Annotated in this window: 27 protein-coding genes; 23 read left to right on the top strand and 4 right to left on the bottom strand. The window is 39.7% G+C overall.

Features of this window, described 5'->3' with window-relative positions; all coding sequences use genetic code 11:
* Positions 1 to 4 precede the first annotated feature (4 nt).
* Entirely contained in the window at positions 5 to 664 is a 660-nt protein-coding gene (locus ACE1TH_RS19750; protein WP_255224333.1) for a universal stress protein, read from the bottom strand.
* A gap of 152 nt (positions 665 to 816) precedes the next feature.
* Here ACE1TH_RS19750 and ACE1TH_RS19745 point away from each other — a divergent pair, with 152 nt between their 5' ends.
* From ACE1TH_RS19745 to ACE1TH_RS19655, 19 genes are all read left to right on the top strand, one after another.
* Positions 817 to 1,587 (top strand): TatD family hydrolase, encoded by a 771-nt coding sequence (locus tag ACE1TH_RS19745; protein WP_255224334.1) that lies wholly within the window; start codon positions 817 to 819, stop codon positions 1,585 to 1,587.
* A gap of 127 nt (positions 1,588 to 1,714) precedes the next feature.
* Positions 1,715 to 3,019 carry a resuscitation-promoting factor gene (locus ACE1TH_RS19740; RefSeq protein ID WP_303709043.1) on the top strand — a complete coding sequence of 435 codons (1,305 nt, stop codon included), beginning with the start codon at positions 1,715 to 1,717 and terminating at the stop codon, positions 3,017 to 3,019.
* A 96-nt stretch (positions 3,020 to 3,115) separates the two neighbouring features.
* Positions 3,116 to 3,679, top strand: a complete 564-nt coding sequence (gene rnmV / locus ACE1TH_RS19735; RefSeq protein ID WP_255224335.1) for a ribonuclease M5 — start codon at positions 3,116 to 3,118, stop codon at positions 3,677 to 3,679.
* A complete protein-coding gene (rsmA, locus tag ACE1TH_RS19730) occupies positions 3,676 to 4,551 on the top strand; it encodes a 16S rRNA (adenine(1518)-N(6)/adenine(1519)-N(6))-dimethyltransferase RsmA (protein ID WP_099305619.1) in 876 nt (291 codons plus the stop codon). The genes rnmV and rsmA overlap by 4 nt, the downstream gene beginning before the upstream one ends.
* A gap of 62 nt (positions 4,552 to 4,613) precedes the next feature.
* On the top strand, positions 4,614 to 5,492 hold the full coding sequence (gene yabG / locus ACE1TH_RS19725) for a sporulation peptidase YabG (protein ID WP_099305617.1): 879 nt from the start codon (positions 4,614 to 4,616) through the stop codon (positions 5,490 to 5,492).
* Between the two features lie 227 nt (positions 5,493 to 5,719).
* Positions 5,720 to 5,983, top strand: a complete 264-nt coding sequence (gene veg, locus ACE1TH_RS19720; protein WP_099305615.1) for a biofilm formation stimulator Veg — start codon at positions 5,720 to 5,722, stop codon at positions 5,981 to 5,983.
* Positions 5,984 to 6,082: 99 nt separating this feature from the next.
* A complete protein-coding gene (locus ACE1TH_RS19715) occupies positions 6,083 to 6,259 on the top strand; it encodes a small, acid-soluble spore protein, alpha/beta type (RefSeq protein WP_099305613.1) in 177 nt (58 codons plus the stop codon).
* Between the two features lie 547 nt (positions 6,260 to 6,806).
* Positions 6,807 to 7,700 carry a 4-(cytidine 5'-diphospho)-2-C-methyl-D-erythritol kinase gene (gene ispE, locus ACE1TH_RS19710; RefSeq protein ID WP_375079813.1) on the top strand — a complete coding sequence of 298 codons (894 nt, stop codon included), beginning with the start codon at positions 6,807 to 6,809 and terminating at the stop codon, positions 7,698 to 7,700.
* 31 nt (positions 7,701 to 7,731) lie between these two features.
* Positions 7,732 to 8,559 carry a pur operon repressor gene (purR, locus tag ACE1TH_RS19705; protein ID WP_099305609.1) on the top strand — a complete coding sequence of 276 codons (828 nt, stop codon included), beginning with the start codon at positions 7,732 to 7,734 and terminating at the stop codon, positions 8,557 to 8,559.
* A gap of 14 nt (positions 8,560 to 8,573) precedes the next feature.
* Positions 8,574 to 8,945 (top strand): RidA family protein, encoded by a 372-nt coding sequence (locus ACE1TH_RS19700; protein ID WP_099305607.1) that lies wholly within the window; start codon positions 8,574 to 8,576, stop codon positions 8,943 to 8,945.
* 721 nt (positions 8,946 to 9,666) lie between these two features.
* A complete protein-coding gene (gene spoVG, locus ACE1TH_RS19695; RefSeq protein ID WP_099305605.1) occupies positions 9,667 to 9,963 on the top strand; it encodes a septation regulator SpoVG in 297 nt (98 codons plus the stop codon).
* A gap of 150 nt (positions 9,964 to 10,113) precedes the next feature.
* On the top strand, positions 10,114 to 11,475 hold the full coding sequence (gene glmU / locus ACE1TH_RS19690; protein ID WP_099305603.1) for a bifunctional UDP-N-acetylglucosamine diphosphorylase/glucosamine-1-phosphate N-acetyltransferase GlmU: 1,362 nt from the start codon (positions 10,114 to 10,116) through the stop codon (positions 11,473 to 11,475).
* 27 nt (positions 11,476 to 11,502) lie between these two features.
* Positions 11,503 to 12,453 (top strand): ribose-phosphate diphosphokinase, encoded by a 951-nt coding sequence (locus ACE1TH_RS19685; protein ID WP_099305601.1) that lies wholly within the window; start codon positions 11,503 to 11,505, stop codon positions 12,451 to 12,453.
* A 114-nt stretch (positions 12,454 to 12,567) separates the two neighbouring features.
* Positions 12,568 to 13,224: a 50S ribosomal protein L25/general stress protein Ctc gene (locus tag ACE1TH_RS19680; RefSeq protein WP_099305599.1), complete on the top strand. Its 657-nt coding sequence runs from the start codon at positions 12,568 to 12,570 to the stop codon at positions 13,222 to 13,224.
* 71 nt (positions 13,225 to 13,295) lie between these two features.
* Positions 13,296 to 13,856 carry an aminoacyl-tRNA hydrolase gene (pth, locus tag ACE1TH_RS19675; protein ID WP_375079812.1) on the top strand — a complete coding sequence of 187 codons (561 nt, stop codon included), beginning with the start codon at positions 13,296 to 13,298 and terminating at the stop codon, positions 13,854 to 13,856.
* Positions 13,857 to 13,920: 64 nt separating this feature from the next.
* Complete coding sequence (locus ACE1TH_RS19670) at positions 13,921 to 14,148, top strand: anti-sigma-F factor Fin (protein WP_176554497.1); 228 nt, start codon at positions 13,921 to 13,923, stop codon at positions 14,146 to 14,148.
* A 121-nt stretch (positions 14,149 to 14,269) separates the two neighbouring features.
* Positions 14,270 to 17,812 (top strand): transcription-repair coupling factor, encoded by a 3,543-nt coding sequence (gene mfd, locus ACE1TH_RS19665; RefSeq protein WP_375079811.1) that lies wholly within the window; start codon positions 14,270 to 14,272, stop codon positions 17,810 to 17,812.
* Between the two features lie 136 nt (positions 17,813 to 17,948).
* The gene (gene spoVT, locus ACE1TH_RS19660) at positions 17,949 to 18,488 is read left to right on the top strand and encodes a stage V sporulation protein T (protein WP_099305591.1); all 540 of its coding nucleotides are present in this window, start codon (positions 17,949 to 17,951) and stop codon (positions 18,486 to 18,488) included.
* 98 nt (positions 18,489 to 18,586) lie between these two features.
* Positions 18,587 to 19,222 (top strand): YIP1 family protein, encoded by a 636-nt coding sequence (locus ACE1TH_RS19655; RefSeq protein WP_176554496.1) that lies wholly within the window; start codon positions 18,587 to 18,589, stop codon positions 19,220 to 19,222.
* 75 nt (positions 19,223 to 19,297) lie between these two features.
* Here ACE1TH_RS19655 and ACE1TH_RS19650 read toward each other — a convergent pair whose 3' ends face one another.
* Complete coding sequence (locus tag ACE1TH_RS19650) at positions 19,298 to 20,356, bottom strand: undecaprenyldiphospho-muramoylpentapeptide beta-N-acetylglucosaminyltransferase (protein ID WP_375079810.1); 1,059 nt, start codon at positions 20,354 to 20,356, stop codon at positions 19,298 to 19,300.
* Between the two features lie 26 nt (positions 20,357 to 20,382).
* The gene (locus ACE1TH_RS19645) at positions 20,383 to 20,991 is read right to left on the bottom strand and encodes a YIP1 family protein (RefSeq protein ID WP_099305585.1); all 609 of its coding nucleotides are present in this window, start codon (positions 20,989 to 20,991) and stop codon (positions 20,383 to 20,385) included.
* Positions 20,992 to 21,146: 155 nt separating this feature from the next.
* Between ACE1TH_RS19645 and ACE1TH_RS19640 the strand changes: the two genes are divergently transcribed.
* The 4 genes from ACE1TH_RS19640 to ACE1TH_RS19625 are packed head-to-tail and all read left to right on the top strand — an operon-like array spanning position 21,147 to position 25,132.
* The gene (locus ACE1TH_RS19640) at positions 21,147 to 22,739 is read left to right on the top strand and encodes a putative polysaccharide biosynthesis protein (protein WP_099305583.1); all 1,593 of its coding nucleotides are present in this window, start codon (positions 21,147 to 21,149) and stop codon (positions 22,737 to 22,739) included.
* A 9-nt stretch (positions 22,740 to 22,748) separates the two neighbouring features.
* Complete coding sequence (yabN, locus tag ACE1TH_RS19635; protein WP_375079809.1) at positions 22,749 to 24,203, top strand: bifunctional methyltransferase/pyrophosphohydrolase YabN; 1,455 nt, start codon at positions 22,749 to 22,751, stop codon at positions 24,201 to 24,203.
* Positions 24,204 to 24,221: 18 nt separating this feature from the next.
* Positions 24,222 to 24,476 carry an RNA-binding S4 domain-containing protein gene (locus ACE1TH_RS19630; RefSeq protein ID WP_099305579.1) on the top strand — a complete coding sequence of 85 codons (255 nt, stop codon included), beginning with the start codon at positions 24,222 to 24,224 and terminating at the stop codon, positions 24,474 to 24,476.
* On the top strand, positions 24,476 to 25,132 hold the full coding sequence (locus ACE1TH_RS19625) for an HAD family hydrolase (RefSeq protein WP_255224338.1): 657 nt from the start codon (positions 24,476 to 24,478) through the stop codon (positions 25,130 to 25,132). The genes ACE1TH_RS19630 and ACE1TH_RS19625 overlap by 1 nt, the downstream gene beginning before the upstream one ends.
* A 64-nt stretch (positions 25,133 to 25,196) precedes the next feature.
* On the opposite strand, the gene ACE1TH_RS19620 is transcribed toward ACE1TH_RS19625, so the two are convergent.
* Positions 25,197 to 26,174, bottom strand: coding sequence for a 2-hydroxyacid dehydrogenase (locus ACE1TH_RS19620; RefSeq protein ID WP_369682419.1), 978 nt, complete (start codon positions 26,172 to 26,174; stop codon positions 25,197 to 25,199).
* Positions 26,175 to 26,194 lie beyond the last annotated feature (20 nt).

Genomic DNA, 26,194 nt, shown 5'->3' with positions numbered 1-26,194 from the left:
ACTGTTAGTGATCATCAATATCTGTTAAGTCAGATACTTTCCCGTCGTCAACACGTACTTCTAAGAGTTGTCCATCTTTCGTTAAAGCAAAAATGCCACTGTTAAAGTCGGTTTGCAAGTGTTTAAAGAAGATCCCTTCAAACGTTTGTCCTTCAAGGTCATCAAAATGAAGATCATAGGCACCGTTGCCGTCATCGACTAAAAATGCATGGACGCCTCGTTCAAAATTCCAGTCTTCCGTTTCTTCAGATCGTTCTCGCGGCACAACATGTAAGTCTGCAAAAGGAGCTTTTTCAAGCAGTTCGTTAACGATGGACCCACCGATTAATTTTGCCCAAATGCTTTCAATAAATTGACCAATAATAATTTGGGAAGCATCGACTTCTTTTGCTTTATTGGTAATGACTTTTGTAATGTCATGATAATGCGATTTTTCTAATACGAGCTTGGCCTCGTACTCATTAGCAAGCTCTTTAAACAAAGTCATATCCACATCTTTATCATTCTTAAATTCCTCTTCAGGAAGAGAATCAAAAACGAGGATCGTTAAAGAAGCATCAAGCTGTTTTGCTAATGAAGCGCCTCGCGTAATAAGTTTTTTCCCATTATGACCATAGTTTACACAAACAAGAATGTTTTCTTTTTGCGATGTTGAAAACGTCATGATGTTGTTCAACCCCTTTCGTAACTAAACCGTATTATTCCCCTATCTTTAATCGTTAAACAACTTATGTTAAAGCGAGTTATTGACGATAATTATATTACTTGCTTTCTACAATTCATTAGTCATAAAATGCGAACAGAGAGGTGAATAGAATGTTAATTGATACGCATGTACATTTAAATGCAGATCAGTTTAATGAAGATTTGCAAGAAACGATTGATCGAGCAAGAACAGCTGGTGTAAAAGAAATGGTTGTCGTAGGGTTTGATGAGAAAACAATTAAACGAGCGATGCACTTAATTGAAGAAGACGAACAAATTTATGCAGCGATCGGCTGGCACCCAGTTGATGCAATCGATATGACCGATGAACATTTGCAGTGGATTGAGGATTTGGCTAAACATCCCAAGGTTGTTGCGATTGGAGAAATGGGCTTGGATTATCACTGGGATAAGTCTCCTAAAGATGTTCAGAAAGAAGTGTTTCGCAAACAAATCGCGCTAGCAAAACGAGTGAATTTACCAATTATCATTCATAATCGTGATGCTGACCAAGATGTTGTTGAATTATTAGAAGAGGAAAACGCTCATGAAGTCGGCGGTGTAATGCATTGCTTTGGTGGGAGTGTTGAAATTGCAGAGCGCTGCATTAAAAACAACTTTTATATTGGGCTCGGAGGTCCGGTTACATTTAAAAATGCAAAACGACCAAAAGAGGTTGCCAAACAGATCCCCCTTGAACGCTTAATTGTAGAAACAGATGCGCCGTTTTTAGCTCCTCATCCTTATCGTGGAAAGCGAAATGAACCTGCTTATGTGAAAAGGGTAGCTGAAGATATTGCGGATTTACGTGAAATGACATTTGAAGAATTATGTCAAAAAACAACTGAAAATGCGAAAAGATTGTTCGCTTTTAGTGAATAATTGGAAATGAATAATGCAGTAACAATGCAAGAAAGTGTCAAACATTACTACAATATTACGATTGTGTAACGTCTATTGACACTAGACAAGCTGGTCTCTATAATTCAGTCCTTGAGGAGGGGCTGAAATGGACCAATTGTCAAAACACGATGATTTAACAAAAAATCGACTTCCATTGCAGACAAAAACGTTTATCGTAGTCGGCTTATTTATCGCTCTTATTTTATTTTTTACGGGCCTTTACGAATGGAACAAAAAATCTGTCACTGTTCATGTAAATGGAGAAGAGTCGGTTGTGACGACTCACGCAGAATCAATTGAAGAACTACTTCTAAGTTTAGACATAGATGTTACGGAGCACGACCTCGTAGTACCTCATCTCGAGACTGAATTATCTGACGACATGAGTGTGTTGTATAAGCAAGCAAACGTTGTGACATTAGAGATAAACGGTGAGGAAAAAGAAGTCTTAACAACGGTTGATACAATTTATGACTTCTTGAAAGAACAAGGATATGAGTATCGAACAGAGGATCATTTATTGCCAAGTGGTGACGCTGTAATTGAAGATGGCTTAACAATTACGTATAAACCTTCTGTTGAACTTAATTTTGCTTATGATGGGAACGAAGATACATACTGGAGTGCATCAGCGACTGTCGCTGACTTTTTGAAAGAAGCAAATGTAGAACTTGGAGAAGATGATCGCGTAAAACCAGGTCTAGACGAACATTTGGAAAATGGGTTGTCTATTAAGCTTACAAGAATTGAAAAAGTCACCGATGTCATTGAGGAATCAACTGCATATGAAACTGTACGTGAAGACGATGACTCACTAAATACAGGGGTCGAACGTGTTTTGGAACAAGGGGAGCGTGGAAAGCAAGAACTTCATTATCTTATTACGTATGAAGATGGGGAAGAAGTGGAGCGCGAACTTGTTGAAACAAAAATGGTTGAAGAGCCGAAAGAGCGTATTGTAGCGGTTGGAACGAAAGAAGAAGAAGCAAAGCAGTTTGTATCTGAAACAAAAACGGCAAATGCCACTGTAAGTCAACGGGATGCGAAGCCAGAAACAACAACTTCATCATCGAATCAACCAAGTCAAACTAGCACCTCTAAAAATGAGGAGAAATCTGAATCAAAAACGATTCAAATGACAGCGACGGCTTATTCAGCTGAATGCGATGGGTGTAGTGGCGTCACGGCAACGGGAATTAACTTGTTAAATGACCGAAATATGAAAGTAGTGGCTGTAGACCCAAGCGTTATTCCTCTTGGTTCAAAGGTTCATGTTGAGGGATACGGTGAGGCCATTGCTGGAGATACCGGTGGAGCAATTAATGGAAATAAAATTGATTTACACGTACCGACTCGAGATCAAGCAATGAGTTATGGACGTAAGACAGTTAACGTAACAATCCTTGATTAAGTGATAAAAGAAGCGACGACAAGTTCGCTTCTTTTTTTTTGCGTATAAAACAGCTAAAATAAAAGGAGTATAGGAGATAGATGAAAGAGGCGGATCATGAAAATTAAAGAAATAATCATTGTAGAAGGCCGCTCAGACACGGTAGCGATTAAGCGTGCAGTTGATGCCGATACAATTGAAACAAATGGGTCAGCGATTGGAGAAGACGTTCTCAGACGAATTGAACTTGCTTATGAGAGAAGAGGCGTCATTATTCTGACAGACCCAGATTATCCAGGGACGCGAATTAGACGAATTGTGAGTGAACGGGTTCCTGGCTGTAAACATGCGTTTATCCCAAAATCGAAAGCTATGCGGAAGAACCGAAGTCTCGGCATTGAGCATGCAAGCGATGAAGCGATCCAACAAGCGTTGAAAGAAGTACGTTCAGTAGGGAAATCAACGTATGAATCGGATGTGACACGGAGTGACCTCATCATGGCTGGCTTAATGTCAGGTGAAGGCGCTAAACAAAAGCGGGAGGCATTAGGCGAAAGACTTGCTATAGGCTATGCAAATGGAAAGCAATTAAAGAAACGATTGGATGCCTTTGAAATTACCGCAGAAGAATTTAAACAAGCATTGAAAGATATAAAACAAATGGAGGAAAAACGTACGTGAAAAAAGACATTGCTACACCAGCGCGAACGAAAGAAATTTTAGCGAAACATAAATTTCATCTTAAAAAAAGCTTAGGACAAAATTTTTTAATTGATTTAAACATTTTGAATGGAATTGTAGATGCAAGTGGGTTTACGGAAAAAGATGGGGTCATTGAAATTGGTCCTGGCATTGGTGCGTTAACAGAACAATTAGCTAAAAAAGCAAAAAAAGTCGTTGCGTTTGAAATTGATGATCGGTTAATACCGGTTCTTGAGGATACGTTATCCCCTTATTCAAATATTGAAATCATTCATGAAGATGTGTTAAAAGCGGACTTAAAAAGTATCCTTGCTTCATCCTTTAATGACGTGGAGCATATTCATGTAGTTGCAAACTTGCCTTACTATGTAACAACTCCTATTTTGATGAAATTGTTAGAGGAGCGATTGCCATTAAAAAGTATAACGGTCATGATTCAAGCAGAAGTAGCTGAGCGTATAGCTGCCGTCCCGTCGACGAAAGAATATGGATCGTTATCGATTGCTGCACAATACTATTCAGAAGCTAAGAAGAAACTGCACGTACCTGCAAGTGTATTTGTGCCGCCGCCTCGTGTCGATTCGGCTGTTTTAAAACTTACTATTCGTGAACAACCGCTTGTCTCTGTCAAAGAAGAAGCGTGGTTTTTTCAGGTGTTTCATGCTTGTTTTGCGAACAGAAGAAAAACGATTATGAATAATCTTGTTCATAATTTAGTTGGCAAAGAAAAAAAATCATTCGCAGAAGAAGCCCTGCATCGTGCAGACATTGATCCAATGCGAAGAGGCGAGACGTTATCCATTGAAGAATTTGCTGCGCTTAGTGATGAATTATACGATTTACGTAATTAACCGATAAATCGTGTCACTTCCCCTTCTACGTTCACATAGGCTACATGAGAGGGGGCAACGTGATGACAGTGAAAATGGGTGATGTAGTTGGCCGGCTCTCTTATAAATGTGATCTGTTGTTTCGTGTCTTAACGATTGAGAAAGGCGTAGTCACGCTTGTAGGAGAAGAGATGCGTTTACTTGCAGATGCACCTATAGATGATCTGAAAGTTATGTCTCTGCAGGAACGTGAAGAGGATAAGAATAAAGTAAAAGAACAAGAAGACGCATCTTATCGCTTATTTCGCCAGGATGCAAAATTAATGAAGCGAAGACAAGATTATCAAACACATGCTGGTTATGAAGATACGTCACATTTCTTTGAATTAAGAGGTAGGGTCCTACACATTGACGGCGATGCGAACTATCTAGATCGATGTACGGATATTTATAATAAACTAGGTGTTCCTGTTTATGGCGTTCACCTTGAGGAAAAAGAAATGCCTGCTCAATTAGCATCTTTAATGGAGATGGTTCAGCCGGATATTCTTGTTGTTACAGGTCACGACGCCTATTCGAAGGCAAAAGGAAACCGTAACGATTTGAAAGCTTACCGGCATACAAAGTACTTTGCTGAGTGTGTCAGAATAGCTCGTAATCACACTAAAGATTTAGACCGTTTACTTATTTTTGCAGGTGCTTGCCAATCGCATTTTGAGACGCTTATTCGTGCAGGGGCAAATTTTGCATCATCACCAGATCGGGTGAATATTCACGCTCTTGATCCAGTTTATATTGCAGCAAAATTAAGCCGAACGTCTTTTGCGGATACTGTTAATTTATGGGACGTTATTCGAAATACCATTACTGGCCAAAAAGGCTTAGGCGGGATCGAAACAAAAGGGTGTATGAGACTTGGGCTACCCTATAAAGAAGCTTATAGCGACGATGCAAATGATTAACGCGAATAAAAAATCATTTAAGCTCAGAACACTTTGCATGTCAATATGCAAGGTGTTTTGCTATTTTTTATAGACGTTCTTATAAAAACGGGAAAAAAACATATACTATCTACAATAAATTACAAATTTAGTCATTGACATAGATGTGTAACGTTGTTAAAATTATAAATTTTGACTTTCTGCACATTTCTTGTTATACTAAGAACATAGTGAGGTGGTTGTGGAAAATGGCAAAGACGTTAATTGACATTAAGCGAGCACTAGATAGCAACATTGGAAAGAAAATAACAATAAAAGCAAATGGAGGACGTAAGAAGTCTTCTGAACAATCAGGGATGATTGAAGAAACATATCCAGCTGTATTTATTGTTAAGCTAGATGAAGATCAAAATTCTGTTGAGCGTGTTTCATATAGCTATGCAGATGTATTAACAGAAACTGTACAATTACTTTTACCGAGTGACGGAGGAAAACCTGCAACACTCATTTAAAAGTCGCGACTTTCTTTCCAAAAAAAAGAAAGTCTTTTTTTTATGAAGTTGCGCACAATAAGGGTGCAGTACATTAACAAGCAAAGGGGCGGTTTTCACGTGAGCAGAAGACGAGGAATGATGTCAGATCGCTTAAAAGAAGAAATTGCAAAAGAGCTTGGTTTTTATGATACTGTACAAAAAGAAGGTTGGGGCGGCATCAAAGCCAAAGATGCTGGCAACATGGTGAAGCGAGCAATCGAGCTTGCTGAACAAAATCTTCACGAAAGAAAATAATAGGCTAAACAAACAAGAATACAAGTAAGAAAATCCATGGATGCACAGGCATTCATGGTTTTTATATTTAAGAAGTGATGTGTTCATTATAAGGTGAATCAATGTATCATGGCTTGGCGACTCCAACGGGTAAAGCAACAGTCCGAAAACCCAAGAGTGATGTTATCGCAGGAGTTAAGGCGCTGCCCGACCTAATCAAATGTTAAAAGCAGTGTATCGTGATTTTAACGGGGAGGTGGACTTGGCTTTGAATCGACTTTTATACCGCTATACTTTTTTTGTTTAAGAAATCTCTATTTGGGAATAGTAATACTACTAACCTATTAAAATGGAGATGATTAAAGATGAGTTTACAAGAATATATAACAGAAATTAATGATATGCTGGAAGAAGCCAAGACAAATGTACATACGGAAAATGAAGCGTAAAGCGCCCTTTTTTATATAAGGGTGTTTTTTTATGTCGGCCCACCAAGAGAAAAGGTGGTATGTTCGTTTCACAAGTGATAAAATAACTTCAGCATTATGCATGTATAGAAGGTGAGAAAGTGAAGGTTTCGATTAAGGCCCCGGCAAAAATCAATTTATCATTAGATGTATTAAAGAAACGTAACGATGGTTATCATGAAGTGGAAATGATCATGACCATGGTTGATCTAGCTGATCGAATTGACCTTACAGATTGTTCTTCTGGGAAGATAACCGTTGATGTATCTGAAGGGTTTGTGCCTAATGATGAACGGAATTTTGCCTATCAAGCGGCCGCATTGTTGAAGAAAAGATTTAAAGTATCATCAGGGGTCCATATTTATATAACAAAACGTATTCCTGTAGCAGCAGGTCTTGCAGGTGGTAGCAGTGACGCGGCAGCGACGTTGAAAGGGTTAAATCAGCTTTGGAAGCTTGGCTTAACGCTGGATCAACTAGCTGAGCTTGGTGCAGAGATTGGATCAGATGTTTCTTTTTGTGTCTATGGCGGAACCGCACTTGCAACGGGACGAGGAGAAAGAATCGAAGCGATTTCTTCGCCTCCGCCATTATGGGTAATCCTTGCAAAGCCGCCAATTGGAGTTTCAACAAAAGAAATATATGGAAATTTAAAGTTGGACCTAGCAACACATGCAAACACGGAAGCCATGATTCAATCCTTAGTCAATCAAGATACGAAAGGGATTTTTGAAAACCTGCACAATACGCTTGAAGGTGTGACGCTTCAGCTGTATCCAGAAGTTAAGCACTTAAAAGATCAAATGAAACGTTTTGGCGCAGACGCTGTATTAATGAGTGGAAGTGGTCCAACCGTGTTTGGCTTAGTGGAAACAGAGTCACGCGTTAATCGAATTTACAACGGATTAAGAGGATTTTGTGAAGAAGTTCACGCTGTGCGCTTAATTCGTACAAGCAGCACTTGTCCAAAACCGTACGAAAATGATATCTTATAAGTAAATAATTCGGTTATGGCTCGGAGGGATTATGAAAAAGTTAAAAAGAAGTTCACGTCTTGTTGATATGACGTATTTTTTGCTCCAACACCCGCATGAAGTTATTTCGTTAACGCATTTTTCAGAGCGTTACCAAGCTGCTAAATCATCTATTAGTGAAGATTTGGTTATTATTAAAGAAATGTTCGAGGATGAAGGGTATGGCGCACTACTGACCATCCCAGGAGCAAGCGGTGGCGTTAAATTTATGCCTAGGATGAAGAAAGAAGAGGCGGAAACGCTTGTTCACCAACTTGTCCTAGACCTTAATAGACCGGAACGTATTTTACCGGGTGGGTATCTCTATATGATGGATGTATTAGGAAACCCTAAATTATTGCATGAAGTAGGGCGCTTGTTTGCGGCCGCACTCGTGGATAAAGAGATTGATGCTGTGATGACTGTTGCGACAAAAGGGATTCCGCTTGCATATGCGGTAGGGCAACATTTAGGTGTGCCTGTGAGCATCGTGCGACGTGACCATAGAATTACAGAAGGGTCGATGGTGAGTATTAACTATGCATCTGGTTCTTCAGACCGCATTCAAACGATGACACTAGCTAGACGGAGCTTAGCACCTGGATCAAACGTCTTTATCGTCGATGATTTTATGAAGGCAGGCGGTACAATTCGTGGTATGGTTGATTTACTTGCGGAATTTGAAGCAAAGTTGGTTGGTGTCGGTGTACTAGTAGAAGCAGCTGGTGTAGCGGAACGACTTGTTGAAGATTACTTATCTTTAACAAAACTAACGAATGTGAATGTTCGTGAAAAACAAATTGAGTTATTAAGTGGAAATATTTTAGATCGATTACAGTAAAGGGGATTTTTCATATGAAAATTGTGCACACAACAAAAGCACCTCAAGCAATTGGTCCATATTCACAGGGGATGATCGTGAACAACGTATTCTACAGCTCTGGACAAATACCTTTAACTGCAGAGGGAGAACTTGTAAATGGTTCGGTAGAAGAACAAACTCATCAAGTTTTCAGCAACCTTAAAGCTGTACTTGCTGAAGCAGGCTCATCCCTTGATAAAGTGATAAAAGCAACCGTATTCATTAAAGATATGAATGACTTTCCGCTAATCAATGAAGTGTATGGAGAATATTTTTCAGAACACCAACCAGCCCGTTCATGTGTAGAAGTCGCTCGTCTTCCTAAAGACGTATTAATTGAAATAGAAGTTATCGCGCTCGTATAAGCAAAAAGAGGCTGCAACAAAAGAATATGAACATTTTGAAAAGACGAGTAAGTTAATGACTTACTCGTCTTTTTTTGTTCTCTAGGACAAAGTCCAGATAATTGTTTGAAAAAAGTCATATAACTAAAACTGTCCAAGGATTCTGAGCGTGAAGTTGTGCGGTGACTATGGACATCCATAAAAACGGGTTCTACTATAGTGAATGGAACTAGGGTGTATGTAAGCCGTATTTTGCTTTCATATCTCCTCATTAGCGCTAATGGCGACTCCCTTCAGAAAAAGCAACAGCCCGAAATCCCAAGAGTGACGTCCTCAAAGGTATTGAGGCGTTGCCCGCGGCAAAGAAGACACCGTGAGCGCAAGTGATAACGTAGCGCAAACGGATGTCGCGCTTGTGCCTGTGGTGAAAGTGTCCATCAGCACGCTATTTGATGAATATTATTTTGAACTGAGCGACCTCATTTTTGGATAAAGGCTGGCAGTTTTAGACCGACCTAATCAAATATAAAAGCATTGTATCGTAATTTTACACAGAGATCTGGACTTGTCTTTCACGATCTTGTTGTTATAAGAACCTTGCCAGTTTGAGTCGTATTTAAATGACGATATACTTCTTATTATTATTTTTTGAAAAATCATAAAAAAACTTTATTTCTTTGAAGGATTTAATCTGACTCTCTAGAATCTACTATATAGATTATCTATAAGAGAGGTGACCACCATGGAAATTACTGACGTAAGGTTACGGCGTGTGCAAACGGAAGGACGTATGCGTGCAATAGCTTCAATTACGATTGACCATGAATTTGTTGTTCATGATATTCGTGTCATTGATGGAAACAACGGCCTATTCGTTGCAATGCCTAGCAAGCGAACACCTGACGGAGAATTTAGAGACATTGCACACCCAATATCCTCTAAAACGAGAGAAAAGATTCAAGTGGCTGTTATAGAAGAGTACGATCGTGTAGGAGAATATGATGACGCTAACAATTATGAAGAAGCAGGTGCTTCATAATCAAAGGGAGAACAAATCAGTCAGCTAAAGAGGCGGGCTGATTTTTTTTGTATTTTTTTTCAAGTATGTAAAGACGGCAAGAGATGTTGAAATGATCGACCGTTTCAAGTATAGTTTTAATGATGAACATGAACGAGTGTGGAGGGGACTATGGGCGGACGATATGCAATTGTTCTTGCTGCTGGACAAGGAACAAGAATGAAATCAAAGCTTTATAAAGTGTTGCACCAAGTTTGTGGAAAAACAATGGTGGAACACGTTGTAAATCAAGCAGAAGCAGTTGGATTTGATCACATTTCAGTCGTTGTTGGACACGGGGCTGATCAGGTGAAAGAAGCCATTGTAGGAGATGTTTCTTTTGCTTTACAACAGGAACAACTTGGCACAGGACATGCAGTTAGATGTGTAGAGCCTCTGTTAAAAGAGAAGCAGGGTACAACGGTTGTTTTATGCGGTGACACACCATTGATCACTTCACAAACGATTCAGGAACTTGTTGATTTTCATGAGCAGGAAGCTTCCAAAGTGACAGTTTTAACAGCGATTGCTCATAACCCTCATGGTTATGGTCGAATGATCCGCGATGAGCGTGGTGAAGTAAGTAAAATTGTTGAACAAAAAGATGCTACTGCTAAAGAACAAGCTGTTACAGAGATCAATACTGGCATCTATTGCTTTGACAACCAAGCTCTTTTTGCTGCATTAAAAAAAGTTAATAACGATAACAAGCAAGGTGAATACTATTTACCTGATGTTATAGGACTTTTAAAAGACAGTGGAGAGAAAGTGAGTGCTTACTCAACATCTTCATTGAATGAAACGATAGGCGTAAATGATCGGGTTGCGTTGGCTCAAGCTGAAAAGTATATGCAGAAGCGGATAAATGACTATTGGATGACGGAAGGTGTCACCCTTATCGATCCCGAGACCACTTATATATCAGCTGATGCAATACTATCACAAGATGCAACAATCTATCCGAATGTCAGTATCAAAGGAGCATCTCATATAGGTGAGGATTGCATCATTGAATCTGGAACGGAAATTCATGACTCGGTCATTGAAAAAGGTGTTCATATTCGATCATCTTATATTTACAATAGTTACGTATCTGAAGGCGCATCAATTGGTCCTTTCGCACATATTCGACCGGAATCAACGGTAGGAAAAGAAGTTAAAGTCGGGAACTTTGTTGAGTTAAAGAAAGCTGCGATTAAAGATCGAAGTAAAGTATCTCATCTAACGTATATTGGCGATGCCGCTATAGGGGAAGATGTAAATATAGGCTGTGGCGTAGTAACGGTGAACTACGACGGTAAGAATAAACATCAAACGATTGTCCACGATGGAGCATTTATTGGCTCAGGTTCTAACTTAGTCGCACCAGTTGAGGTAGGAAAGCGTGCATTTGTTGCGGCTGGATCTACAATTACGAATAGTGTAGATGAGTATTCATTAGCTATTGCTCGAGCGAGACAAGTAGATAAACAAAATTACGTAAAAAAAGATTAATAACATTTATTGGAGGTAACACAAGAGATGGCAAATTACAGCGACCCAAGCTTAAAGGTCTTTACTCTTAATTCAAACAAGGCTTTAGCTGAAGAAATCGCTCAGCATATAGGTGTTTCATTAGGGAAAAACTCCGTTATGCGCTTTAGTGATGGCGAAGTACAGATCAATATTGAAGAAAGTATACGTGGTTGTGACGTGTACCTCATTCAATCTACCTCTGCCCCAGCAAATGAACATTTAATGGAACTTTTAATTATGATTGATGCTGTTAAAAGAGCTTCAGCTAGAACGATAAATGTTGTTATGCCGTATTACGGATATGCGCGCCAAGATCGTAAAGCAAGAGCGAGAGAACCGATTACAGCTAAGCTTGTGGCGAATCTGCTTGAAACAGCTGGTGCAACACGTGTTCTAACAATTGACCTTCATGCTACGCAAATTCAAGGATTCTTTGACATTCCGGTGGACCAACTAATGGGTGTACCGATTCTATCTGATTATTTTGGTGGAAAAGGATTAGATGATATTGTCGTTGTGTCTCCAGACCACGGTGGCGTGGTAAGAGCTCGTAAAATGGCTGATCGCTTAAAAGCACCGATTGCCATTATTGATAAGCGTCGACCTAAACCTAATGTATCAGAAGTGATGAACATTGTAGGGAATATTGAAGGGAAGACAGCTATTATTATTGATGATATTATTGATACAGCAGGAACCATTACACTTGCGGCGAATGCATTAGTAGAACAAGGAGCAAAAGAAGTGTATGCTTGTTGTACGCACCCTGTTCTTTCTGGACCTGCCGTTGAACGAATTCGTAACTCTAAAATTAAAGAACTTGTAGTGACGAATACGATCGACTTAGAGGAAGAGAAAAAAGGTGCCAATATTACCGAGTTGTCAGTTGCTGAATTAATGGCCGAAGCAATTATTCGTGTACATGAAGATGCTTCAGTTTCGACCTTGTTTGATTAATTCCATAAACACCTAGAGAGAAATTACGAAAAGAACAAGGAATTCTGTTTGAAAACTGACCTTTAAGGGAACACATTTAATAGACGTGTAAATTTAAGATGAGGTGAAAGAAAGATGACAGTATTACAAGCTCGTGATCGTAAAGACTTAACAGGACAAGAAACAAGAAAAATTCGCTTAGATGGCTTCGTGCCAGGCGTACTATATGGCAAAAAAATTCAAAGCCAAGCTGTATCGGTTGAAAGTGTTGCTTTTTTAAAGACAATGAGAGAAGTAGGACAAAATGGGTTATTTAACCTTGAACTAGAAAGCGGCAAAAAGCATAATGTAATGGTTCAAGAAGTTCAAATAGATCCACTAAAAAATCACTACACTCATATTGATTTCTTTGAAGTAGATATGAACGAAGAACGTGACGCAAATGTACCGGTTCATTTAGAAGGAGAAGCACCTGGAGCAAGCGAGGGTGGAATTGTAAACCACCTTCTTTATGAGATCACAGTTCACTGCTTACCAGCAGATATTCCAGAGAGTATTACAGTAGATATCTCCAATCTAAACATTGGTGATTCGCTATCAGTTGAAGAAATTCGTTCGAATGTATCAGTTCAAATCGTTAACGAAGACGATGAAGCTGTAGTAACCGTACAAGCACCAACGGTGAATGAAGATCCAGAAGCGACTGAAGAAGATGGAACAACTGCACTTGGTGTTGAAGCAACAGAAGAGCGTGAAGATGACGATAAAGATCGTCCAGGTCGCGTAGAATAGAAAAATTTGGCGAAAGGTATGACCCTTTGGGGTTATGCCTTTTTCGTCAAGTCAGCATAAAGGAGTTACACATGAAGTTAATTGTGGGCTTAGGCAATCCTGGAAAACAGTTTGACCGCACTCGACATAATATCGGCTTTGACAGCATCGATGAGTTGGCAAAGCAATTTGACATTTCGTTAAATAAACAAAAATACAATGGGCTTTATGGGGAAGCGATTATCGACGGTGAAAAAGTGTTTTTGCTTAAACCATTAACCTATATGAATTTATCAGGCGAGTGTGTCAGACCATTTATGGATTTCTTTAAAATTGATTTACAAGATCTTGTCATTTTATATGACGATTTAGATATCCCACCCGGAAAAATCCGCCTTCGTCAAAAAGGAAGTGCTGGTGGACATAACGGGATTAAATCTCTTATCCATCATTTAGGGACACAGGAATTTAATCGTGTTCGAATCGGTGTTGGTCGGCCTATTAACGCAGAGCCGATTGTTAAATACGTTTTAAACCGTGCATCTAGCGATGAGCAAATTCATTTGGATGATGCTGTGAAAAAAACAGCAAAAGCAATGGAGTCTTGGCTAAGTAAACCGTTTATTGAAGTCATGAACGTCTTTAATCGTTAGGATAATGTCGGCGCATTTTGATCATACTGTAGACAAGCATAAAGGTCTATAAGGAGTGATGAAAATGGCCGTACATTATAAATGTAGCTACTGTCAAAAAGCGATGGCAACGTTAGAAGAGCCTTATACATTCGATGATTTAGGTATTAGCAATCTTCATGCAAATGATCAAAAGGATATTGTTCGACTTACGAATAAAGGGGATGTTCATATTGCGTCAATTTGTGAAGATTGTCATGAAGCCTTTCAATTAAATCCGCTTTTACATGAGACACAGCAAGTTATTCAGTAAAGGTAGAAAGCTTTGGTATCCTTAAAGACCAAGGCATTTTTCATTTAAAACAAACGTAGAATTGTAGTATAAAACGATTTTTACGGTTCAATAAGAGTTAGTGATATCAGGGGGAAAAGAAATGTTAGGATTGCAACAGTTTGTAAGTAGAACGAATGAACTACAAACCATTGCTGACGGAATAGAAAACGGTAAGAGTGAGCAAGTTTTATCAGGTTTAACCGGTTCATCAAGGACCGTTGCCAGTGCATCACTTTTCCGTGAAACACAGCGTAACCAATTGATTGTTACCCATAATTTATTCCAAGCACAGAAGATTTACGAAGATTTAGTTGATTTATTAGGGGAAGAAAAAGTTTTTCTTTATCCTGTTAACGAATTAATCTCTGCAGAAATAGCAGTAGCTAGTCCAGAAATGAAAGCGCAACGCATTGATGTATTAAATCGTCTTGTGGGCTCTTTTTCTGGAATTGTTGTGGTTCCATTGGCAGGTGTACGACGATTATTACCTCCTAAAACGTTATGGGAACAGCATCAAATTGAATTAAATGTCGGTAAAGATGTACAAGAACTCGATATTTTTATTAGTCGTCTTGTTTCCATGGGCTATAGACGCTCAGATATGGTTGCAGCACCAGGAGATATGAGTGTTCGTGGTGGTATTATTGATATGTATCCGCTTACGGAAGAGAATCCAATTCGAATTGAACTTTTTGATACAGAGATTGATTCATTACGTTATTTTTCGCTAGAAACCCAACGTTCAGAAGGACCTATCGAGACCATAAAGATTGGACCAGCTGAAGAAGTTCTTTTAACCCCAAGTCATTATAGCCACGCGGCAAAGGTGCTAGAAGAACAACTACATGTGACAACAAAAAAAGTTTCCAATAAGAAGACACGTGAATTACTGCAAGAAAGAATTCCGTTTGAATTGGCGCAATTAAAGCAAGCCCAGTCATTCGAAGGCATGTACAAATATATGTCGTTTTACTATGAAAGTCCAAATACGTTGTTATCGTATATGTCAGACCATGCTGTTATTTGGATTGATGAAATGACTCGTGTAAAAGAAATGTCTGAAAACCTCTACAAGGAAGAAGCTGAGTGGCATACGAGTATGATCGAACAAGGCGCGATTGTTCACGGGGCAGAAATGTCTTTCGAGTTAATTAATCGCTTACAGGAAGTATCGCAGCCGATCGTCTATTCGTCACTTTTTCAAAAGCAAATACCAGGAACAAAGCCACAGCAAACGATTAACGTTTCTTGTAAGTCGATGCAGAATTTTCATGGGCAAATGAATTTGCTGACGTCTGAAATTAATCGATGGTTATCCAATCAATATACGATTTTGTTTATTGCAGGAACTGAAGATCGAGCCAAACGCTTATCGTTAAATCTATCCGACGAAAACATTGATGCCCATGTAATTGAAGGAAAAACAGCGTTAACGAAAAGCACTGTACAAATTTTCACGGGTCATTTACACGCTGGTTTTGAATTACCGGAAGAAAAGCTTGTTGTCATTACAGAGGAAGAAGTGTTTGCCAAACAAGCAAGAAAGCCAAAGCGTCGTCAAACGATGTCAAATGCAGAGCGAATCAAAAGTTATTCAGAACTGGCTGTAGGCGATCTCATCGTGCACGTAAACCACGGCGTAGGGAAATATTTAGGTGTAGAAACGCTTGAAATTAATGGGGTTCATAAAGATTATTTGAACTTACGTTATGCAGGAAATGACAAGCTGTATGTGCCAGTTGAACAAATCGACCAAGTGCAAAAATACGTTGGATCTGAAGAAAAAGATCCTAAAATTTATGCACTGGGCGGCAACGATTGGAAAAAAGTAAAGAGTAAAGTGAAGTCGTCAGTCGAAGATATTGCAGATGACTTAATTAAGCTTTACGCAGAGCGTGAAGCAAGTGTGGGTCACAAATTTTCTGAAGATGGGCCGGAGCAAGCGGATTTTGAAGCTTCATTTCCTTATCAAGAAACAGAAGATCAGGCGCGGGCCATTGTTGAAATTAAAGAAGATATGGAAAAACAACGACCGATGGATCGTTTGTTATGTGGTGACGTAGGTTATGGAAAGACGGAAGTAGCAATTCGAGCTGCATTTAAAGCCATTATGGATGGGAAACAGGTGGCTATTCTTGTGCCTACTACGATTTTGGCTCAGCAGCATTTTGAAACGATTTCAGAGCGTTTTTCTGAATTTCCAATTACAGTAGGGGTTTTGAGCCGATTCCGGTCTAGAAAAGAGCAAAACGAGGTATTAAAAGGGCTTAAAGCGGGTTCTGTTGATTTGGTCGTTGGAACGCATCGGTTGTTATCTAAAGACCTCGTTTTCAAAGAACTAGGATTACTGATTGTGGATGAAGAGCAACGGTTTGGTGTTACACATAAAGAGAAAATTAAGCAATTAAAGTCAAATATTGATGTCCTAACGTTAACTGCCACACCAATTCCGAGAACGTTGCACATGTCGATGCTGGGTGTTCGAGACTTATCCATTATTGAAACGCCTCCAGAAAATCGTTTCCCTGTGCAGACGTATGTGGTGGAATACAATCCATCGATTGTACGAGAGGCAATTGAGCGTGAAATGACCCGTGGAGGGCAAGTGTATGTCTTATACAATCGTGTGGAAGACATTGAACGGATGACTGAGCAGATTTCGATGCTCGTCCCTGATGCAAAAGTGGCGTATGCTCATGGTCAAATGAATGAGCGGGAACTAGAATCCATTATTTTAAGTTTCTTAGAGGGTGAGAGCGATGTCCTTGTGACTACGACAATCATTGAAACAGGTGTCGATATTCCAAACGTGAACACGTTAATTGTAAGCAATGCAGACAAGATGGGATTATCGCAGCTTTATCAAATACGGGGTCGTGTCGGACGTTCAAATCGAGTTGCCTATTCCTACTTTACTTACCAGCAAGACAAAGTATTAACGGAAGTAGCAGAACGTAGGCTTCAATCCATTAAAGAGTTTACAGAACTCGGTTCAGGTTTTAAAATTGCGATGCGTGATTTGACGATTAGAGGAGCAGGTAATCTTTTAGGCTCTCAGCAGCATGGATTTATTGATTCTGTTGGGTTTGATCTTTACTCGCAAATGCTAAAAGATGCGATTGATGAGCGGAAAGGCAATGTTCCAAAACAAGAGCGGTTCCAATCCGAGCTGGCAATTAGTGTGGATGCTTATATTCCTGAGCGCTACATTCCAGATGCTAAGCAAAAGATTGAAATGTATAAACGATTTAAAGGCATAGAAACCATTGATGAGCTCTCAGATTTACAAGATGAGTTAATTGATCGTTTTGGTGAATACCCAAAACAAGTGGATTACTTATTAAGTTTAACGAAAATCAAGCACTTAGCTGATCGCTATAAAGTAGAAAAAGTAGCGGAAGCAAAAGACACGATTACGATATTACTGTCTGTTGAAACCACTCAATCGATAAAGATTGCTTCGTTTATGGAAGCTGCTCGAGCCATTGGTCGTTTTGTGACGGTCGGAACGCAAGGAGATCAATTAAAGATTACAATTAAAACAAAGAGTATGTTATCTGAACAAATACTTGATGTGACGTACGAAGTGCTACAAGCCGTGCACCGGTCCTATTTACCGCAAGACCAAATGACCGTTAGCTGAGGTTGAAGAATCAAATCTTTAAGATATTTCATCTATTGGTGAATAGTTCTTAAAAAAGGAAGGATACTACAGTTATAACAAATTGTATTCTTCCTAAATGATTTGATTTTACACCTTAGAAAGCGAGGCTTTATTTATGAAAGCAACTGGTATCGTTCGACGTATTGATGATTTAGGCAGGGTCGTTATCCCAAAAGAAATAAGACGAACACTAAGAATTCGTGAAGGGGATCCTTTAGAAATCTTTGTCGACCGTGAAGGGGAAGTAATCTTAAAGAAATACTCTCCAATTTCTGAACTAGGCGATTTTGCAAAGGAGTACGCTGAGGCATTATACGATAGCTTAAATCATTACGTTTTAATTTCTGATCGTGATACATATATTGCCGTGGCAGGTGCATCTAAGAAAGAGTATGCCAATAAAGCGGTCGGCGAGGCTGTCGAATCAGCAATGGGCAACCGCAAATCTTATATGGAAGCGAACGCTGGCGAATATAACATTGTTGGTGACCACAAAGATGATTTTAAAGGTTATGTCGCTGCGCCAATTATTGCAAGTGGTGATCCGATCGGTGCCGTTGTCATCATTTCAAAATCAGAACCGTTGTCAGGGAAATTAGAACAGAAAATGGCTGAAACGGCAGCGGGCTTTCTAGCTCGACAAATGGAACAATAAACAAAATAAAAAACAGATGAGTATCCATGCTCATCTGTTTTTGTTTTGCTTCATATACTTAAAAAAGCTACACTAAAAGTATGAAAGGAGGGATACATATGAATTCATTTTTTAACGTGTGGATCAATCCACGAGGAGTTGTAAAAACAAAAATTGAGCAAGAGGCGGCTGTGCAGCCGTATGGGAAGTACTTGCTGCTGGCCTATATATCAGGGCTATTTTCCATTACAAGTTCCCTTGAGACAGAAGAACCAATGACCACAACATTTTTTATTTTATCTGTCTTTCTTGGTGCGATTCTAACGGCTGTACTATCGGTTTTTCTAATGCCGCTGCTTTTTAAGTGGTTTGGTAGCTGGATTGGTGGAAAAGGTACGTTGTCTGAAGTTCGTGTTGCGGTGATTTATACGCAAGTTCTGCCGCAAATTTTAATTGGACTCATCCTTTTACCGTTTATTATCATTATTGGGGAAAGCTACTTCTTGTCTGCTACATCAACGTATACAGTCGAACTATCTGCCATGCAGGAGTGGGCTCTTTTAATTGCGGCATTAATAATGATTACTTTATTTATTTGGCAATTTGTGATCATGCTGCACGGTCTTGGCGAAGCTCACGGGTTTTCAGCTTGGAAATCGCTGCTCGTCTACATTATCTTTACAGCGATCTTAACAGTAGTGTTAATAATATTTATGCTCATTATCGTCTTTACCATAGGGGTTACATTTATTTAGATGACGTGAACAAAAACTAAGCTACCGGCGCGTACTGCCGATAGCTTAGTTTGTATAGCAGCACATTCATGCACGTTATACGGTATTTAAATTCTCAATAATAAGTTGGACTGCGCGAGTAGCCTCGCTTTGCTGCATCGTTGTTAAAATTGGTTCACGATTGGCATAAAGAGCGTGAATTTCTTTTACGAGATTGTCGTCGTTCATAGCTTCTTCCTCGAGCATATGCGCATAGCCATTTTTAACAAAGGTTTGCGCGTTTAAAATTTGGTCCCCGCGACTGCTTTGTCTCGAGAGTGGAATAATGAGCATTGGAATTTGCAGTGCAAGAAATTCAAAAATTGCATTTGACCCACCGCGGGTTACAACAAGATCTGCCGCTTGCATAAGATGCGGAAGTTCTTCATGTACATATTCATACTGTTTATAGCCGCGTTTCCCATTAAGCTCTGGGTCCAGGTGACCTTTCCCGCAAATATGAATGATTTGATAGGTGTTTAGAAGTTCATCTAAAGAGTGACGAATGCCCTCGTTGATTGCTTTAGCTCCTAAACTACCGCCCATTACCAGCATAACAGGCTTTTGTTTTACAAAATCAGTAAGCGATAAACCTTGCGTGCGGGAGCCGGATAAAAGATCTTTCCGAATGGGCGAACCCACAACATGGGTAGCGTCACTTGGAAAATGCTTTGCGGTTTCTGCAAACGATGTATAAAAGGTCTTTGTAAATCGTCTCGCTATGCGATTTGCCAACCCAGGAGTTAAATCACTTTCGTGTAAGTGCACAGGGATGCCTAGAGAATAGGCAGCAATGACGACAGGTACCGTCACAAAACCACCTTTTGAAAACACAACATCAGGCTTTTCTTTTTTTAAGATTTTACGGGCTTGTCGAAGGCCATTTGAGATCCGTGCTAGATCGGTTATATTTTTCGTATCAAAGTAACGACGTAATTTTCCACTTGAAATACCAAAGTACGTAATGCCACTCTTTTCAACAAGTTCTCTTTCAATACCGTTATAAGAACCGATATAAGCAATGGACCAAACGTCTGTGCTCATTTCGTTAATAATCGCCAAATTTGGTGTTACGTGCCCCGCGGATCCTCCACCAGTAAAGATAATTTTTTTCATTCTAAACCTCTCCGTCTAGTTCAATGTTAACCAATAATAAGCGTTGCTGTGAAGTCTACGACAATATAGAGTCCTGCAAGACATCCAATCATCGCAACAACAACGAGTAAAGCTTTCATAATGCTAATTTTCTGTGCCTCTGAGTAAGCAATTAGAAAAATAACGAAAACCCATACAACTGTTAAGTCGATCATTACAGATCCAAAACTTACAATCGTTCGTAATAAAACTGTTTGAGCGTGCAGTGTCAGTAGAGCGAGACCGAACAAAAATAAATTGATTAAGCCAACAATAATTCCTGGCATAAACAAAGCATATACAAACACTTTTCGTGTGGCCTTTACATCACCGTTTCCGTTGTACCAACCTCCAACATGACCAAATGCAAAACTAAAGCCATAATAAAGAATCGGTCCTGTCAGTGTGCCAATGAATATGGTAATGAGCAAAGGCAAGAATTCGCCTGTAGAAGCAAGGAGCAGGGTGTGGCTTCTTGAAAACCAAAAAGCCGTCAATCCTCCAAATACGATCGATAAAATTAAAGTTGCTTGTTTATGTATATCACTACTCAATGCGTCTTTCATTGTTTGACGAGGCGCAATCCATATGCCTAGCCATGGATTTGTTGTTTTCAAGCAATCACCTACTATAGCATATCTTTTGTTCTTATCATACCATGATTTATCATTATGTATGAATAGGCTGAAAAAAGAATTAAAAAGTAATCGCTTTTTCTTTCGACAACCATGGAGGATGATGATATTTTAGAAAGGTAAAGGAGGAAGAGTACTTGGAAAAATCACAAGTAGTAAAAGGGGCTTTCCTCTTATCGATAGCCGCATTAGTTACAAAAATATTTAGTGCAATCTATCGCATCCCTTTTCAAAATATGGCTGGAGATATGGGTTTTTATGTTTACCAGCAGGTATACCCATTCTTCGGTATGATTACCATTCTTGCGCTTTATGGCTTTCCGGTAGTGCTTTCTCGCCAAATTGCAGAAAAAAAAGCACAAGGAAAAGACGATGAAGTGAAAGAATTACTTAGCTATACATTTTGGGGTTTATTATTCCTATCCTTATTATTATGTATTGGTTTTTTATTGTTTGCTAAAGACATTGCGTTATTTATAGGGGATGAATCCCTTTATTCCGTTATCCAGCTTGTCGGATTTGGCTTTTTGTTTTTACCGTTATTAAGTGTTTTTCGAGGGGCTGGACAAGGCATTAATCACATGGCCCCAACTGCTTTTTCGCAATTGAGTGAGCAGGCGGTTCGGGTACTCGGCATTCTCTTTGTAACGTTTCTTCTTACTTCCCAAGGATCTGACGCGTATGCAGTCGGCGAAGGAGCAATGTATGCATCGCTATTAGGAAGCGGAGTTGGTACAATAATCTTAATCCTATTAGCAAAAAAAAGTGACATTCAACTTAACATAAAAGGATCTTTTAAATCGTTTATTCAGCATAACGCGAGCTTCTTAAAGCAAAGTGTATTTATTTGCCTTAACTCTCTCATCCTATTATTGTTTCAGCTTATTGATGTCTTCACTGTTGTTCGTGGACTTCAAGTACTGGATGTAGCAGATGTAAATGTTTATACCGCAAAAGGTATATACGATCGCGGTCAGCCAATGATTCAATTAGGAACAATCTTAATTACATCTATTGCGCTAGCGGTCGTTCCGCTTTTATCAAATGCGATTGCAAAACAACATGATCAAGATGCACGTCGTTACCGTGATGTTATGATGAGGCTGGCGATCTTGCTTGGCGGTGGGGCAACAATTGGTTTAGTGTTATTAATGGATTCGCTGAACGTGATGCTTTTTACTGACCAAGCAGGCACGAATGTACTCCGAGTTTTTGTTCTTTCCATTTTGCCATGCTCAATCTATTTAGCAGGTGCGGCAATCATTCAAGGCTACGGACGCATTCATATTCCTGTGTATGCCATCTTAGCAGGTTTGATTGCGAAAACGGTAGGCAATATCGTGTTTATTGATATATTCGAATCGACGATGGGCGCGGCGCTTGCTAACGTTGTTGCGTTTACCGTTATGATGATGATCGTGTTGTATTCACTGAAAAAGATCGATCAAACGATTTTTATCCAAAAACAATCATTCGTTACATTAGTTGTGGTCTTATTAAGTATGGGACTAGTTGTTTTTGGACTTAAAATAGGAGTAGAAACGATATTCTCTATTCCTTATCAAAGAAGTGCACACGCACTGCAAGCTGTATTTTTAGCGATAATTGGGGCTTTATTTGTCGGTGTTGCTGTCTTATTTAGTAATGTTTTTACGTTACGTGAATGGGCAAGCGCACCTAAATTGGCTGCCGTGAAACGAAAAATTATACGAACGTTTATGAAGAATTAGAGGTGACATATGGGTACAATTAAAGTAGTTGGACTAGGAGCAGGCGGATTAGACCAAATGCCAATTGGAATCTATCGTACAATGAAACAAGCTAAGGGTGTAAGGGTTCGTACGTTGGATCATCCCGTTGTAGAAGAGCTTAAGCAAGAAGGAGTATTGTTTTCGTCCTACGATCATATTTACGAAACATTTGACGCATTTGAAAATGTCTATGACGCCATTGTAGGTGATTTAATCGAACGCGCTCAAAATGAAGACTTGGTTTATGCAGTACCAGGACACCCATTTGTTGCGGAAAAAACCGTGCAGTTGCTTCATCAGGCAGCTGCAGACAAATATGTACAGTTAGAGATTATAGGTGGCGCATCGTTTCTTGATCAGATGTATACAAGTTTAAGAATCGACCCTATTGAAGGATGCCAAATTCTTGATGGTACAGTCTTAAAGCAGGAAGAAGTGCAGCTGCGTCACCACCTCATCATTGTGCAAGTGTATGATAGCCTGATTGCATCTGACGTCAAGTTAACGTTAATGGAAATGTACCCAGATGATTATGAGGTGACAATTGTTACCGCGGCTGGCTCATCAGAAGAAGTGCTTGTAAATGTCCCGTTATACGAGTTGGATCATTATACAGAAGTAAATAATTTAACAGCGGTTTATGTACCGCCAATAAAAGATGAAACCTTGCTTTACAAGGATCTCAATTATTTAAAAACCATCATTGCGCAATTAAGAGGGCCTGGAGGTTGTCCGTGGGATCAAAAGCAAACGCACCAATCGTTAAAGCGTTTCTTACTGGAAGAGTCATATGAAGTGTTTGAAGCAATTGACCTAGAAGATGATGAGCAGTTAACAGAAGAGCTCGGCGATGTTTTATTACAAGTTCTTCTCCATGCGCAGATTGGTGAAGAGTCGGGATATTTTCAGCTTTCCGATGTGATTGGTACCCTTACTGAAAAAATGATTCGCAGGCATCCACACGTATTTGGCGACCGCGACCAACAAGTAGAAACAGCAGAGGCTGTCAGTTCCATCTGGCAAGAAGTAAAACAAAAAGAAAAAGAACAGCAAGGCCATGTGGAACCGAGGCAGGAAATCAGTTCGTTTCTTTCCATGCTAGTCGCTGCAGAGACGTTGCAAAAGGATGTCGCCAAATTAGGATTTGAATATGAGGCAATTGAACAAGTGTATGACAAAGTGGTGGAAGAGCTAGAAGAAATAAAGGCTGCAGGACCTGCTGAACGCGAAAAGGAATACGGTGATTTGCTTTTAGCTGTCGTCAGCTTAGGTCGCTTTATCAAACAATCACCAGAAGTATCGCTTCATACAGCGCTAACGACCTTCATGCGTCGCTTTGCATATGTGGAGGCACAAGCGAACGGAACAGAAAAAACGATGCTGGAAATCGATATGAATACGCTTGAAACATGGTGGAAAGAAGCAAAAGAGCTAGAGAACTAACCCATCTGGAGGTAATCAATGAGACTGGACAAATTTTTAAAAGTATCCCGTTTAATCAAAAGACGGACATTAGCAAAAGAGATTAGTGATCAAGGACGAATTACGGTTAATGGACAAACGGCAAAAGCAGGTACCACCGTAAAGCCAGGTGATGAGCTTGCTGTTCGGTTTGGCCAAAAGATTGTGACGGTGAAAATTAACGACTTAAGAGATACAACGAAAAAAGAAGTTGCGGCCGAAATGTATACCATTCTTAAGGAGGAATCTGTTTAATGAGGGCGTTTATTTTTGATATGGATGGCGTCATCATTAATAGTGAGCCTCTTCATTTTCAAGTAGAATCAGAACTTGCAAAGGAAAAAGGAATCGCGTTAAAAGAGGGAGAGCTAGAATCCTATGTCGGCGTTCGTGCAGATGAAATGTGGGCATCTTTAAAAGCGAAGCATCGTGCGTCATTTGATGTAGACGAGCTCTTAGTGGAAGCGAATGAAAAGAAACTTGCCTATTTAAATGATGCATCAATAGAACCAATTAAAGGAATACGAGAATTACTAGCGCAATTAAAAGAAAAGGGCTATAAAGTTGGTTTAGGCTCTTCTTCTCCCGTCGCTTTTATTGATGCAGTGTTGACCGCTTTTTCCATTAAGAATCAATTCGATGTAGTCTTAAGTGGCGAACAAGTAACAAAGGGAAAACCTGCTCCTGACATTTATTTAGAAGTAGCAAAACAATTAGGTGTTGAGCCTCAAGACTGCACCGTTTTAGAAGATGCAGCACACGGGGTGCAAGCCGGAAAAGCTGCTGGGATGGATGTAATCGGTTTTGTTAATCCTCATTCAGGAAACCAGGACTTATCAAAAGCTGATCACGTGATTAAAGGCATCTCAGACATTACCATTCAAACAGAAAGTGTTTCTGTACGAAACTGACACAAAAAGATCTTCGTGACTACGTTCAGTCACAAAGATCTTTTTTTGCTTGTACCTTCTATGACTATGGCTTTACGACGTCCATCGGAGTGTCGCCTTTCGCTCCTGCAACGAGGTTTTTAACCGCGCGCATCGCCATCGCTTCTCTTGTCGCAGCTGTGGCAGACCCTATATGGGGAGTAAGGGTGACATTACGAAGGTGTAGAAATGGGTGATCTTTAGGAAGGGGTTCTGTTTCAAATACATCTAAGGCTGCACCAAAGATGTCGTTGTTTTGCAAGGCTTCAATCAATGCTTGTTCATCAATGACTGGGCCGCGAGCACCGTTCACAAGTAAAGCCGTCTTTTTCATTTTTTGTAACGCTTCTTTGTTAATAAGATGCGTAGTCTCTTCCGTAAGAGGTACCATTAGAACGACTACATCAGAGCGGGTAAGAAGGTCATCTAATTCAACTTTTTCAGCGTTATAACGCTCTTCCGCTTTCGGTCTGTTCGAGCGATTGTGGTAAAGAATCTTCATTCCGAAACCTTCTTTTGCCCGATGTGCAATTTTTTCACCGATACGTCCCATCCCGACGATCCCGAGTGTTTTTTCATAAACATCTTGTCCATAAAGTGCAGCTTGCGAAGTGCTACGATCCCAGTTGCCTGCTTGGATCTGGCTATGCAATTCAGCAATTCTCCGTGAACCAGACAATATTAAACCGAAAAGAAGATCGGCGACCGTCTCATCTAATACGTAAGGTGTGTGGGTTAACAGTACGTTTTCACTAGCCAATCCTTGCGCATCAAAATTATCATAACCAACAGTTGCTGTACTAATGACTTTCAACCGCTCGCTGTCCTTAACAAGATCGGCATCAGCGGAGTGACCTGTTAGAAGGGCACCGTCTACTGATTTAAGAATTTCCTTTAAATCTTCTCGTTTTAAGTTCTTTTGTTGATCCCAAATTTGGTATGTACAATGTTCTTCAAGATAGTTTAATACGCGTCCAGGAACAGAGTGGGCGAGGAATACTTCAGGTTTTTTCAATATTTTCACTCCTTATGAATGATTGCTTT

This window comes from Shouchella sp. JSM 1781072 (genome assembly GCF_041949915.1).
Classification (GTDB): domain Bacteria; phylum Bacillota; class Bacilli; order Bacillales; family Bacillaceae_D; genus Shouchella.
Note: the sequence above shows the minus strand (reverse complement) of the source record. Positions and strands in the feature narration are given on the sequence as shown.

What these genes read in the sequence shown, in the direction of transcription:
- ACE1TH_RS19740 (WP_303709043.1), top strand. Translation starts at nt 1,715, where the DNA reads ATGGACCAATTGTCAAAACACGATGATTTAACAAAAAATCGACTTCCA.
- ACE1TH_RS19670 (WP_176554497.1), top strand. Translation starts at nt 13,921, where the DNA reads ATGGCCGTACATTATAAATGTAGCTACTGTCAAAAAGCGATGGCAACG.
- ACE1TH_RS19630 (WP_099305579.1), top strand. Translation starts at nt 24,222, where the DNA reads ATGAGACTGGACAAATTTTTAAAAGTATCCCGTTTAATCAAAAGACGG.
- pth (WP_375079812.1), top strand. Translation starts at nt 13,296, where the DNA reads ATGAAGTTAATTGTGGGCTTAGGCAATCCTGGAAAACAGTTTGACCGC.
- veg (WP_099305615.1), top strand. Translation starts at nt 5,720, where the DNA reads ATGGCAAAGACGTTAATTGACATTAAGCGAGCACTAGATAGCAACATT.
- ACE1TH_RS19750 (WP_255224333.1), bottom strand. Translation starts at nt 664, where the DNA reads ATGACGTTTTCAACATCGCAAAAAGAAAACATTCTTGTTTGTGTAAAC.
- purR (WP_099305609.1), top strand. Translation starts at nt 7,732, where the DNA reads ATGAAAAAGTTAAAAAGAAGTTCACGTCTTGTTGATATGACGTATTTT.
- mfd (WP_375079811.1), top strand. Translation starts at nt 14,270, where the DNA reads ATGTTAGGATTGCAACAGTTTGTAAGTAGAACGAATGAACTACAAACC.
- ACE1TH_RS19700 (WP_099305607.1), top strand. Translation starts at nt 8,574, where the DNA reads ATGAAAATTGTGCACACAACAAAAGCACCTCAAGCAATTGGTCCATAT.
- ACE1TH_RS19685 (WP_099305601.1), top strand. Translation starts at nt 11,503, where the DNA reads ATGGCAAATTACAGCGACCCAAGCTTAAAGGTCTTTACTCTTAATTCA.
- yabN (WP_375079809.1), top strand. Translation starts at nt 22,749, where the DNA reads ATGGGTACAATTAAAGTAGTTGGACTAGGAGCAGGCGGATTAGACCAA.
- yabG (WP_099305617.1), top strand. Translation starts at nt 4,614, where the DNA reads ATGACAGTGAAAATGGGTGATGTAGTTGGCCGGCTCTCTTATAAATGT.
- ACE1TH_RS19650 (WP_375079810.1), bottom strand. Translation starts at nt 20,356, where the DNA reads ATGAAAAAAATTATCTTTACTGGTGGAGGATCCGCGGGGCACGTAACA.
- ACE1TH_RS19680 (WP_099305599.1), top strand. Translation starts at nt 12,568, where the DNA reads ATGACAGTATTACAAGCTCGTGATCGTAAAGACTTAACAGGACAAGAA.
- ACE1TH_RS19745 (WP_255224334.1), top strand. Translation starts at nt 817, where the DNA reads ATGTTAATTGATACGCATGTACATTTAAATGCAGATCAGTTTAATGAA.
- glmU (WP_099305603.1), top strand. Translation starts at nt 10,114, where the DNA reads ATGGGCGGACGATATGCAATTGTTCTTGCTGCTGGACAAGGAACAAGA.
- ACE1TH_RS19625 (WP_255224338.1), top strand. Translation starts at nt 24,476, where the DNA reads ATGAGGGCGTTTATTTTTGATATGGATGGCGTCATCATTAATAGTGAG.
- spoVT (WP_099305591.1), top strand. Translation starts at nt 17,949, where the DNA reads ATGAAAGCAACTGGTATCGTTCGACGTATTGATGATTTAGGCAGGGTC.
- spoVG (WP_099305605.1), top strand. Translation starts at nt 9,667, where the DNA reads ATGGAAATTACTGACGTAAGGTTACGGCGTGTGCAAACGGAAGGACGT.
- ACE1TH_RS19655 (WP_176554496.1), top strand. Translation starts at nt 18,587, where the DNA reads ATGAATTCATTTTTTAACGTGTGGATCAATCCACGAGGAGTTGTAAAA.
- rnmV (WP_255224335.1), top strand. Translation starts at nt 3,116, where the DNA reads ATGAAAATTAAAGAAATAATCATTGTAGAAGGCCGCTCAGACACGGTA.